The following is an 11,350-nucleotide window of genomic DNA, read 5'->3' as shown; positions in this document are numbered from 1 at the left end:
GCTCGGCGTACACTGCCGAACAGACGCGCCTGTTTGCTCGACAGATCGGCTTGCAGCCGGTGACCACACCGGTGCGCAGCCCACAGAGCAACGGCATGGCCGAGAGCTTCGTGAAGACGATCAAGCGCGATTACGTGGCGCACATGCCCAAGCCGGATCGAGAAACGGCGCTGCGTAACCTGGCAATTGCCTTCGAGCACTACAACGAGCAGCATCCACACAGCGTTTTGAACTACCGTTCGCCGAGGGAGTTCAGGCGCTTGGCCGTTGGATCAATTTAACGGGGAGTTGGTGTCCGGTTTTGTAGGGGCAAGTCCAAGAACCATGGTTGGTTTTCCAGCAGGAGTGCGTGGAGGGAGAGGTTATGGCGAGTGAAGGCTGTTGTGCTGAAAGGATCAGTCATGACCGATCGATGTGGGATTTGTGCAGGCATATCCATTACCTCTACGTGTGAAATTGAAGAGGGCCGGAACCCGACGTAGAGGATCTAAGAAATCCCAACGAGCCGTTTCTCTCACTCACAGGATTACGCATACATCGCTGAAATCAGCACGCGTACTGTGTGAGGGAATTAGCTTCTACGTTGGGCGTTTCTTAGGCACCTGCAATAGAGCTTAGAAGCGCTTTGAATAGTCATCAATGCAGAAAGATCTGGAGTTGCTGTGGGAGCTTTGGCAGTGAGCGTCGAGATAAGTAAGACTTTTCCTACCCAATAAAAAGCCCCGATCAGATCGGGGCTTTTAGTATTTCGATTTGTCGATTTACATCGTCAAATCGCGGCAAGCTCAGGAATCAATCCCAGCTCAACGCCCCACCCGTCTGATACTCAATAACCCGCGTCTCAAAGAAATTCTTCTCTTTCTTCAAGTCCATAATCTCGCTCATCCAAGGGAACGGGTTAGTCGTCCCTGGATACTCTTCCTTCAAACCGATCTGTGACAAACGACGGTTAGCGATGAACTTCAGGTAGTCCTCCATCATCGCCGCATTCATGCCCAATACCCCGCGAGGCATGGTGTCACGCGCGTATTCGATCTCCAGCTGAGTTCCTTGCAGAATCATCTGGGTCGCTTCTTCCTTCATTTCAGCATCCCACAAATGCGGGTTTTCGATTTTGATCTGGTTGATCACGTCGATGCCGAAGTTCAGGTGCATGGATTCGTCGCGCAGGATGTATTGGAACTGCTCGGCGACGCCGGTCATTTTGTTGCGGCGGCCCATGGAGAGGATCTGGGTGAAGCCGCAGTAGAAGAAGATGCCTTCCAGGACGCAGTAGTAGGCGATCAGGTTGCGCAGCAACTCTTTGTCGGTTTCGACGGTGCCGGTTTCGAACTTCGGATCGGAGATCGAACGGGTGTACTTGAGGCCCCAGGTGGCTTTTTTCGCGACCGATGGGATCTCGTGGTACATGTTGAAGATCTCGCCTTCATCCATGGCCAGCGATTCGATGCAGTACTGGTAGGCGTGGGTGTGGATCGCCTCTTCGAACGCCTGACGCAGGATGTACTGGCGGCATTCCGGGTTGGTGATCAGGCGGTAGACGGCCAGGACCAGGTTGTTGGCAACCAGGGAGTCGGCGGTGGAGAAGAAACCGAGGTTGCGCATGACGATGCGGCGCTCGTCGTCGGTCAGGCCTTCCGGGTTTTTCCAGAGGGCGATGTCGGCGGTCATGTTGACTTCTTGCGGCATCCAGTGGTTTGCGCAGCCGTCCAGGTACTTCTGCCAGGCCCAGTCGTACTTGAATGGCACGAGTTGGTTGAGGTCGGCGCGGCAGTTGATCATGCGCTTTTCGTCAACGGCGACACGGGCGGAGGCGCCTTCGAGTTCGGCGAGGCCTTCGGCGACGTCGAGAGAGTTCAGGGCAGCTTTGGCACGGGCGATTGCGGCAGAGTCGTTCGCGGTTACGGCGCGAGCTTCTTGAGCGGCGACACCACCAGCGGTGTCGAGTCGGTCCATGTTGGCTTCAGTCGCGTGGCCGGCGTTAGCGCCTTTTACCACGGCGTCGCCGCTGTCTTCTTTGTCGAATTCGTCCCAGCTCAGCATGACGTGTCGTCTCCTGCGTGAGGGCCAGTGTGCCCGTGTGAAATTTGATCAGTTGGTATTTCACACGGCCGTACTGGCCGCGGTGGATCTTAAGGAATCGTTTTTTGCACCCGCCAAGGCAGGCAATAAAACAGAATTTTGTACGGGGTTCCGAGAGCCTCTGATGGGCGCAGCAAGCAACGAATGCTACTGCGGGGCTTCAGACTGGCTTTTCATCCCTGTAAGGGAATATTGCAGGCCCGTTTAAGGCCGCATTATAGGGAAATTTTTGCGGTCGTGGTGGGGCGAATCCGCGCATGGAGCGGACGAGAGGGCAGGTTTTTCGGTCAGAGCGAGGGTTTACAGGGCTTTGGCGGGTGAAGATTTTTTTTCGTAAAAATCGCTTGAATTCAGTTTTGCTCAAAAAACAATCAAAAAATGGCCGTTTTCACTACATCTTGTGTTTCAAGGCGTTTTTAGAGGACTCAAAACACAACTGAGCCCGACCGAAGCCGGGCTGAAATCGACCTTCAGCCAGTCGCTGAAATGAGCCGATTCGGTGCAGTTTTATCAGCCGCTGGAGCAGCCGTTACCCATGACGCTGTAACGCAGGATGTGGCGTTGACCGTTGGAATCGTCGTATTCCATTTTCGCCGGTACAACTTCACAAACATTGGGTACTTCGCTCATGGATATAACTTTGGCGATGTCCAGGTGCATTGAGTAAGTGTATTCCTCAACTGCCGGTTTTTGCTGTGCGACATCAGTCGGGACCTCGTCTGCCATGGCGGTTAAGCACAGACTGCTGAGGGCCAGAACCAATAAAGCTTTCATTTAAGTTTTACCTTTCTAAGGTCGAGAGGGGTCACGCAACCTTTTTGGGGTTGCGTGTGGATCTGACTACTTGGATTTGGGTTAACTGCCTTCGTGGGGGCTGTAACTTGGTTAACTCAGTTTGCCGGGTTGGCGAGGCAGATTTTAGGGGGCGGGGTTAGATTCATATAGCCGTGCTTTTGATAAACACCTTTGACAGTTTTCGTAACAATCCTCCAAACCATACCGCACGCTTGTGTAGGAGCTGCCGAAGGCTGCGATCTTTTGATTTGGTTTTTCAGTGCCATTGCGAAAATCAAGATCAAAAGATCGCAGCCTGCGGCAGCTCCTACAGAGGGGTGCCGTATCTAATGCATTTGGGGAATGGCGGGAAAGGCCCGGTTTGGCAGGCTGAACTCCTATTCAGGACATTTTGTGTGGGCTTGTTACTACCATCGTCGAATGGTTCTATAGGGCCGGCCCGGCTACAACGGGGTCATACAAAAACAACTATTCCACCGAGGTAAGAAAGATGAGTGCGGCATCCCTGTATCCCGTTCGTCCCGAGGTTCTGGCCAATACCCTGACCGATGAGGCGACCTACAAGGCCATGTACCAGCAGTCGGTCGTCAACCCCGACGGCTTCTGGCGCGAGCAAGCCAAGCGCCTCGACTGGATCAAACCTTTCACCACGGTGAAGCAGACTTCCTTCGACGATCATCATGTCGACATCAAATGGTTCGCCGACGGCACCCTGAACGTTTCCTACAACTGCCTCGACCGTCATCTGGCCGAGCGCGGCGATCAAACCGCGATCATTTGGGAAGGGGATGACCCGTCCGAAAGCCGCAACATCACCTATCGTGAACTGCACGAAGAAGTCTGCAAATTCGCCAACGCCCTGCGCGGTCAGGATGTGCACCGCGGCGACGTGGTGACTATCTATATGCCGATGATTCCCGAAGCTGTGGTCGCCATGCTGGCCTGCACCCGGATCGGCGCGATTCACTCGGTGGTATTCGGCGGCTTCTCGCCGGAAGCCCTGGCCGGTCGCATCATCGATTGCAAATCCAAAGTGGTGATCACCGCCGATGAAGGTATTCGCGCCGGCAAGAAAATCCCGCTGAAGGCCAACGTCGACGACGCCCTGACCAACCCGGAAACCAGCAGCATCCAGAAAGTCATCGTATGCAAGCGCACCGGTGGCGAGATCAAGTGGAACCAGCACCGCGACATCTGGTACGAAGACCTGATGAAAGTGGCTGGCACCGTTTGCGCACCCAAAGAGATGGGCGCCGAAGAAGCGCTGTTCATCCTTTACACCTCCGGTTCCACCGGCAAGCCGAAGGGCGTGCAGCACACCACTGGCGGCTACCTGTTGTACGCGGCCATGACCCACGAGCGCGTGTTCGACTACCGCCCGGGCGAAGTCTATTGGTGCACCGCCGACGTCGGCTGGGTCACCGGCCACAGCTACATCGTCTATGGCCCGTTGGCCAATGGCGCGACGACGTTGTTGTTTGAGGGCGTGCCGAACTATCCGGACATCACCCGGGTGGCGAAGATCGTCGACAAGCACAAGGTCAACATCCTCTACACCGCGCCAACCGCCATCCGCGCGATGATGGCGGCGGGCACTGCCGCTGTTGAAGGCGCCGATGGCAGCAGCCTGCGCCTGCTCGGCTCGGTGGGTGAGCCGATCAACCCGGAAGCCTGGGACTGGTACTACAAGAACGTCGGTCAATCCCGCTGCCCGATCGTCGATACCTGGTGGCAGACCGAAACCGGCGGCAACATGATGAGCCCGTTGCCGGGCGCTCACGGTTTGAAACCGGGTTCCGCCGCGCGTCCGTTCTTCGGCGTGGTGCCTGCGTTGGTGGACAACCTGGGCAACATCATCGAAGGCGTCGCCGAGGGCAACCTGGTGATTCTCGATTCCTGGCCAGGCCAGGCGCGTACCCTGTACGGCGACCACGACCGTTTCGTCGATACCTACTTCAAGACCTTCCGTGGCATGTACTTCACCGGTGACGGTGCGCGTCGTGACGAGGACGGCTACTACTGGATCACCGGTCGTGTGGACGACGTGCTCAACGTGTCTGGCCACCGCATGGGCACCGCCGAGATCGAGAGCGCGATGGTCGCCCACCCGAAAGTCGCCGAAGCCGCCGTGGTTGGTGTGCCGCACGACATCAAGGGCCAGGGCATTTATGTCTACGTCACCTTGATCGCTGGCGAAGAAACCAGTGAGCAACTGCGTCTGGAGCTGAAAAACTGGGTGCGCAAAGAGATCGGGCCGATTGCTTCGCCGGATGTTATCCAGTGGGCGCCGGGGCTGCCGAAGACTCGTTCGGGCAAGATCATGCGACGGATTCTGCGCAAGATTGCGACTGCCGAATATGACGGGTTGGGTGATATCTCCACCTTGGCCGATCCGGGTGTGGTGCAGCATTTGATTGATACGCACAAGACCATGAACGTCGCGTAAGCGTCGGGATTGAATGACTCAAAGCCCCGCCCGGCATTGCGCCGGGTGGGGCTTTTTTTGTATTTGAAGATCAAAAGATCGCAGCCTCGTTTCACTCGACAGCTCCTACAGGGGGATGCGTTCCATATAGGAGCTGCCGCAGGCTGCGATCTTTTGATCGTTGATTTTCAACCAATAATTATCGACTTCACCTGACGGCTGTTTCCTACTGTTACCTGCGAACATTCCGGTTACTGAATGTGTAACCGCTCGCGCCGATCCGGGGCATTGGGAAACGCCAAGCCCTGTATCCGCGCCTCAAAAGTGCCCCAGAAAAATAACACCCGACGCTGCGCTTGCCGGATTAGAAGGGTTTGCCAATAATAGGCCCGCAATTTGCAACATTGATCGGTTTACTCTCTTTCGCTCTTGCATGATTTTGCAGGGCTGTCAACGTGCCCAGGCGGCTTTCTCGGTGCTTCTGTAATTAGTTGTCGCATTGAAGAAATATCGGCTTCGGGCCTGTCGTTAGAATGCCGATCACTCGCTCGTCGTTGCCCGTGTTGAATTTTCGTACACGCTTCCTACGACGCAGCAACGCTTTCCGGTTCCACTCATTCGCATATTGGGCTGTCGCTCACTCTGCTGCTTTAGCCCTTTACCGATGGAGTCCCAAGATGAAGAAACTCGTGCTGCTTGGCGCCCTGGCACTGTCCGTGCTGTCCCTGCCAACCTTCGCCGATGAAAAGCCTCTGAAAATTGGTATTGAAGCGGCTTACCCTCCGTTCGCTTCCAAGGCTCCAGACGGCAGCATCGTTGGTTTCGACTACGACATCGGCAACGCGCTGTGCGAAGATATGAAGGTCAAGTGCGTATGGGTCGAGCAAGAGTTCGACGGTCTGATCCCTGCACTCAAAGTGCGCAAGATCGACGCGATCCTGTCGTCCATGTCGATCACTGAAGATCGCAAGAAGTCCGTGGACTTCACCAACAAGTACTACAACACCCCGGCTCGCCTGGTCATGAAGGCTGGCACTCAAGTCAGCGACGGCCTGACTGAGCTCAAGGGCAAGAACATCGGCGTGCAACGTGGTTCGATCCACGAGCGTTTCGCTCGCGAAGTCCTCGCTCCGCTGGGTGCCGAAGTCAAACCTTACGGTTCGCAGAACGAAATTTACCTCGACGTGGCCGCCGGCCGCCTCGACGGCACCGTGGCAGACGCTACCCTGTTGAATGACGGCTTCCTGAAAACCGACGCTGGCAAAGGCTTTGCGTTCGTCGGTCCGGCCTTCACCGACGTCAAATACTTCGGCGACGGCGTAGGTATCGCTGTTCGCAAGGGCGACACGGCTGAGCTGGAGAAGCTCAACACAGCCATCGCCGCCATTCGTGCGAACGGCAAGTACAAGCAAATCCAGGACAAGTACTTCGACTTCGACATTTACGGCAAGTAAATCCGTCGCAACGACAAGTCCGAAATGGCGCAAGCAACAGGATCTCTGAGGTTTGCGCCATTTTTTCATCCCAACTTTCGAGGACCTGAATCATGTTGAAAGGCTACGGGGCTGTCATCCTCGATGGCGCTTGGCTGACGCTTCAGCTCGCCTTGTCGTCCATGGCTCTGGCCATCGTTCTGGGGCTGATCGGCGTGGCACTGCGCCTTTCGCCGGTGCGCTGGCTGGCCTGGCTGGGCGATCTGTATTCCACGGTGATCCGCGGAATTCCCGATCTGGTGCTGATCCTGCTGATTTTCTACGGTGGTCAGGACCTGCTCAACCGCGTCGCGCCGCTGCTCGGTTTTGATGACTACATCGACCTGAACCCGTTGGCCGCCGGTATCGGCACTTTGGGCTTCATCTTCGGTGCGTACCTGTCGGAAACCTTCCGTGGCGCGTTCATGGCGATCCCTAAAGGGCAGGCCGAAGCCGGCATGGCGTACGGCATGAGCAGCTTCCAGGTGTTCTTCCGGGTGTTGGTGCCGCAGATGATTCGTCTGGCGATTCCGGGGTTCACCAACAACTGGCTGGTACTGACCAAGGCCACCGCGCTGATTTCGGTGGTGGGCCTGCAAGACATGATGTTCAAGGCCAAGCAGGCGGCAGATGCTACCCGTGAGCCTTTCACCTTCTTCCTCGCAGTGGCGGCGATGTACCTGGTGATCACCAGTGTCTCGTTGCTGGCATTGCGTCACCTTGAGAAGCGCTACTCGGTAGGCGTAAGGGCGGCTGATCTATGATCTTCGACTACAACGTCATTTGGGAGGCCTTGCCGCTGTACTTTGGCGGCCTGCTGACCACCCTCAAATTGCTCGCGCTGTCGCTGTTCTTCGGCCTGCTGTGTGCGTTGCCGCTGGGCTTGATGCGCGTCTCCAAAAACGCCGTCGTCAACATGACGGCCTGGCTCTACACCTACGTGATCCGCGGCACGCCGATGCTGGTGCAGCTGTTTTTGATCTACTACGGTCTGGCGCAATTCGAAGCAGTACGTGAAAGCTTCCTCTGGCCGTGGCTGTCCAGCGCAACATTCTGTGCGTGCCTGGCGTTCGCCATCAACACCAGCGCCTACACCGCCGAAATCATTGCCGGCAGCCTGCGCGCCACGCCGAACGGCGAGATCGAAGCGGCCAAGGCCATGGGCATGTCGCGGTTCAAAATGTACAAGCGCATCCTGCTGCCGTCGGCCCTGCGCCGGGCGCTGCCGCAGTACAGCAACGAAGTGATCATGATGCTGCAGACCACCAGTCTGGCGTCCATCGTGACCCTGATCGACATCACCGGTGCCGCGCGCACGGTTAACGCCCAATTTTACTTGCCGTTCGAGGCGTACATCACGGCTGGCGTGTTCTACCTCTGCCTGACCTTCATCCTGGTGAAGCTGTTCAAACTGGCCGAGCGCCGCTGGCTGGGCTATCTGGCCCCGCGGAAGCACTAATATGGAGCGCATCGATCATGCTTTGCCGTGGAGTCACCTCGGCAGCGAACGTCATATTTCGGTGTTCCGCTTCGGCGGCGGCGAGCGCAAGGCCTACATCCAGGCCAGCCTCCACGCTGATGAACTGCCGGGCATGCGCACCGCTTGGGCGCTGAAAAAACGCCTGGCCGAACTTGAAACCCAAGGCCTGTTGAATGGCGTGATCGAACTGGTGCCGGTGGCCAATCCACTGGGCCTCGGTCAGTTGCTTCAGGGCAATCATCAAGGGCGTTTCGAGGCGGGCAGCGGCAAGAACTTCAACCGTGATTTCGTCGAGCTCAGTGCGCCAGTGGCTGCCGAACTCGCCGGGCATCTAGGCGATGATCCGCACGCCAATATCCGATTGATCCGTCAATCCATGAGCGATGCGCTCGCCGCATTGCCGCCGGCCAGCAGCCAGTTGCAAGGCATGCAGCGCATCTTGCTCAGCCATGCCTGCACCGCCGACGTAGTGCTGGATTTGCACTGCGATGCTGAAGCCGCGCTGCACATGTACGCGTTGCCGCAGCATTGGCCGCAGTGGCGTTCGCTGGCTGCGCACCTCAACGTGCGAGTCGGTTTGCTGGCGGAAGATTCCGGCGGCAGCTCGTTCGACGAAGCCTGTTCGCTCTCGTGGCTGCGTTTGTCGCGTCTGTTCCCGGATGCACAAATTCCATTGGCCTGCCTGGCGACGACCATTGAACTGGGTGGTCAGGCCGACACCGGTCGCGCCGAATCCGAGGCTCATGCCGAAGGCATTCTGGCGTTCCTCGCCGAGCAGGGTTTGATCAGCGGTGAATGGCCGAAACCTGCCCGGGAAGCCTGTGAAGGCATGCCGTTCGAAGGCACTGAATTGCTGTTTGCACCGCACCCCGGTGTGGTGAGTTTTCTGCGTAAACCTGGTGAATGGGTTGAAGCTGGTGACGAGATTTTCGAAGTGATCGATCCGCTGGCGGATCGGGTCAGCACGGTGTGTGCTGGTACGTCCGGGGTGCTGTTTGCCATTGAACGGCTGCGTTATGCCCAACCCGGTTTCTGGCTGGCCAAGGTGGCGGGGCGCGAAGCGCTGCGTCACGGGCGCTTGCTCAACGACTGACTGACTGTTTTGTGAGAACCGACCGCATGTACAAACTTGAAGTCCAAGACCTGCATAAACGCTATGGCAGTCACGAAGTGCTCAAGGGCGTGTCCCTGAAAGCGGCGGCTGGCGATGTGATCAGCATCATCGGCTCCAGTGGCTCCGGCAAAAGTACCTTCCTGCGCTGCATCAACCTGCTGGAGCAGCCGCACGCGGGCAAGATCCTGCTCAACAACGAAGAGTTGAAGCTGGTGGCGAACAAGGACGGCGCGCTGAAGGCGGCTGATCCGAAACAGCTGCAACGCATGCGTTCGCGCCTGTCGATGGTGTTCCAGCACTTCAACCTGTGGTCGCACATGACCGCGCTGGAAAACATCATGGAAGCGCCGGTTCACGTACTCGGCATGTCCAAGGCCGAGGCCCGTGACAAGGCCGAGCATTACCTGAACAAGGTCGGCGTGGCACATCGCAAGGACGCTTACCCTGGCCACATGTCCGGCGGCGAGCAGCAGCGCGTGGCGATTGCCCGTGCACTGGCGATGGAACCTGAGGTGATGCTGTTCGACGAACCTACGTCGGCCCTCGACCCGGAACTGGTCGGCGACGTGCTGAAAGTCATGCAGGCCCTGGCCCAAGAAGGCCGGACCATGGTGGTGGTGACCCACGAAATGGGTTTCGCCCGTGAAGTGTCGAACCAGTTGGTGTTCCTGCACAAAGGTGTCGTCGAAGAAAGCGGCAACCCGCGTGAAGTGCTGGTGAACCCGAAATCTGAACGTCTGCAGCAATTCCTCTCGGGTAGCCTGAAGTAATCAGGACTGCCGTTGTGCACCGCGATAGTGCATGCTTCGCAGCCTGAAGACTGGCCCCGATCCTTTGTCGGACGTGGCTTGTCGGATACCCTGTAGGAGCTGCCGAAGGCTGCGATCTTTTGATCCTGATTGTTAAAATCTAAAGATCGCAGCCTCGTTTCACTCGACAGCTCCTACAGAGCCCATGCCTTCATCACTGTTCTTCGTTTCGGATCGCCCGCCATGACTGCCCATCGAATAGGTTTCCTGATTTGGCCCAGCACTAAAGCACTGACGCTTGCGCTGGCTGAGGAGGCCTTGCGTGTTGCCCAGCGTGTGCATCCGGACGTGGTTTACGAATTGTCGTTTTTGCAGGCCGAACCGCCGAGCGAAGGCGCCTGGCAATTGCCGGGTGAGCCATGGGCCGGCAAGCTCGAAAACTTCCAGAAACTGTTCCTGCTTGCCGACGAGCCTCCCACTTCGATGGCGCCGGCGCTCAGCAGCTCGCTCAAACAACTGGTGCGTGCCGGTTGCGTGATCGGCGGTTTGTCGGCCGGTGTTTATCCGTTGGCGCAACTCGGTTTGCTCGACGGTTATCGCGCTGCCGTGCATTGGCGCTGGCAAGACGATTTCGCCGAACGCTTCCCGAAAGTCATCGCCACCAGTCACCTGTTCGACTGGGATCGCGATCGCCTGACCGCGTGCGGCGGCATGTCGGTGCTCGACTTGCTGCTGGCGGTGCTGGCTCGCGATCACGGTGCCGAACTGGCTGGCGCGGTATCGGAAGAACTGGTGGTCGAGCGCATTCGCGAGGGCGGCGAGCGTCAGCGCATTCCTTTGCAGAACCGTCTCGGCTCCAGCCATCCGAAGCTCACCCAGGCGGTGCTGCTGATGGAAGCCAACATCGAAGAGCCGCTGACCACCGACGAAATCGCCCAGCATGTGTGCGTGTCCCGTCGGCAGTTGGAGCGTATCTTCAAGCAGTACCTCAACCGTGTGCCGAGCCAGTACTACCTGGAACTGCGCCTCAACAAGGCCCGGCAGATGTTGATGCAAACCAGCAAGTCGATCATCCAGATCGGTTTGTCGTGTGGCTTCTCCTCGGGGCCGCACTTCTCCAGCGCCTATCGCAACTTCTTCGGTGCTACACCGCGCGAAGATCGCAACCAGCGGCGCAGCAGCAGTCCGTTCGAGTTGTCGTCGGTGCCGTCCGAACGCGGTTAAGTCGCGTGC

Annotated in this window: 10 protein-coding genes and 1 pseudogene; 8 read left to right on the top strand and 3 right to left on the bottom strand. The window is 57.6% G+C overall.

Going from position 1 to position 11,350, the window contains the following annotated elements; all coding sequences use genetic code 11:
• Positions 1 to 281, top strand: a 281-nt coding sequence (locus tag KUF73_RS30380) for an integrase core domain-containing protein (RefSeq protein ID WP_218441631.1), incomplete at its 5' end; no start/stop codon positions are given.
• Between the two features lie 38 nt (positions 282 to 319).
• On the opposite strand, the pseudogene KUF73_RS31520 reads toward KUF73_RS30380, so the two are convergent.
• The 3 genes and pseudogenes from KUF73_RS31520 to KUF73_RS30370 all read right to left on the bottom strand — a co-directional run.
• Positions 320 to 403, bottom strand: a pseudogene (locus tag KUF73_RS31520) (phage antirepressor protein); the annotation flags it as partial.
• 389 nt (positions 404 to 792) lie between these two features.
• A complete protein-coding gene (locus tag KUF73_RS30375) occupies positions 793 to 2,043 on the bottom strand; it encodes a ribonucleotide-diphosphate reductase subunit beta (RefSeq protein ID WP_218441630.1) in 1,251 nt (416 codons plus the stop codon).
• A 549-nt stretch (positions 2,044 to 2,592) separates the two neighbouring features.
• Entirely contained in the window at positions 2,593 to 2,856 is a 264-nt protein-coding gene (locus KUF73_RS30370) for a DUF2790 domain-containing protein (RefSeq protein WP_218441629.1), read from the bottom strand.
• A 511-nt stretch (positions 2,857 to 3,367) separates the two neighbouring features.
• On the opposite strand from KUF73_RS30370, the gene acs reads away from it, so the two are divergent.
• From acs to argR, 7 genes are all read left to right on the top strand, one after another.
• Entirely contained in the window at positions 3,368 to 5,323 is a 1,956-nt protein-coding gene (gene acs / locus KUF73_RS30365; protein ID WP_218441628.1) for an acetate--CoA ligase, read from the top strand.
• A gap of 656 nt (positions 5,324 to 5,979) precedes the next feature.
• The gene (locus KUF73_RS30360) at positions 5,980 to 6,756 is read left to right on the top strand and encodes an ABC transporter substrate-binding protein (RefSeq protein ID WP_218441627.1); all 777 of its coding nucleotides are present in this window, start codon (positions 5,980 to 5,982) and stop codon (positions 6,754 to 6,756) included.
• Between the two features lie 92 nt (positions 6,757 to 6,848).
• Positions 6,849 to 7,538, top strand: a complete 690-nt coding sequence (locus KUF73_RS30355) for an ABC transporter permease (protein ID WP_034151464.1) — start codon at positions 6,849 to 6,851, stop codon at positions 7,536 to 7,538.
• The gene (locus KUF73_RS30350) at positions 7,535 to 8,233 is read left to right on the top strand and encodes an ABC transporter permease (RefSeq protein ID WP_218441626.1); all 699 of its coding nucleotides are present in this window, start codon (positions 7,535 to 7,537) and stop codon (positions 8,231 to 8,233) included. Before KUF73_RS30355 ends, KUF73_RS30350 begins: the two co-directional genes overlap by 4 nt.
• A gap of 1 nt (position 8,234) precedes the next feature.
• Complete coding sequence (locus KUF73_RS30345) at positions 8,235 to 9,347, top strand: M14 family metallopeptidase (protein ID WP_218441625.1); 1,113 nt, start codon at positions 8,235 to 8,237, stop codon at positions 9,345 to 9,347.
• Between the two features lie 26 nt (positions 9,348 to 9,373).
• Positions 9,374 to 10,138 (top strand): ABC transporter ATP-binding protein, encoded by a 765-nt coding sequence (locus KUF73_RS30340; protein WP_218441624.1) that lies wholly within the window; start codon positions 9,374 to 9,376, stop codon positions 10,136 to 10,138.
• A gap of 222 nt (positions 10,139 to 10,360) precedes the next feature.
• Complete coding sequence (argR, locus tag KUF73_RS30335) at positions 10,361 to 11,341, top strand: transcriptional regulator ArgR (RefSeq protein WP_218441623.1); 981 nt, start codon at positions 10,361 to 10,363, stop codon at positions 11,339 to 11,341.
• Positions 11,342 to 11,350 lie beyond the last annotated feature (9 nt).

The organism is Pseudomonas sp. PD9R (assembly GCF_019200975.1).
Taxonomy (GTDB): Bacteria; Pseudomonadota; Gammaproteobacteria; order Pseudomonadales; family Pseudomonadaceae; genus Aquipseudomonas.
This window is presented reverse-complemented; position numbering and strand designations above follow the sequence as displayed.

Coding starts and splice junctions, on each gene's coding strand:
- acs (WP_218441628.1), top strand. CDS start 3,368: ATGAGTGCGGCATCCCTGTATCCCGTTCGTCCCGAGGTTCTGGCCAAT.
- KUF73_RS30370 (WP_218441629.1), bottom strand. CDS start 2,856: ATGAAAGCTTTATTGGTTCTGGCCCTCAGCAGTCTGTGCTTAACCGCC.
- argR (WP_218441623.1), top strand. CDS start 10,361: ATGACTGCCCATCGAATAGGTTTCCTGATTTGGCCCAGCACTAAAGCA.
- KUF73_RS30350 (WP_218441626.1), top strand. CDS start 7,535: ATGATCTTCGACTACAACGTCATTTGGGAGGCCTTGCCGCTGTACTTT.
- KUF73_RS30375 (WP_218441630.1), bottom strand. CDS start 2,043: ATGCTGAGCTGGGACGAATTCGACAAAGAAGACAGCGGCGACGCCGTG.
- KUF73_RS30345 (WP_218441625.1), top strand. CDS start 8,235: ATGGAGCGCATCGATCATGCTTTGCCGTGGAGTCACCTCGGCAGCGAA.
- KUF73_RS30340 (WP_218441624.1), top strand. CDS start 9,374: ATGTACAAACTTGAAGTCCAAGACCTGCATAAACGCTATGGCAGTCAC.
- KUF73_RS30355 (WP_034151464.1), top strand. CDS start 6,849: ATGTTGAAAGGCTACGGGGCTGTCATCCTCGATGGCGCTTGGCTGACG.
- KUF73_RS30360 (WP_218441627.1), top strand. CDS start 5,980: ATGAAGAAACTCGTGCTGCTTGGCGCCCTGGCACTGTCCGTGCTGTCC.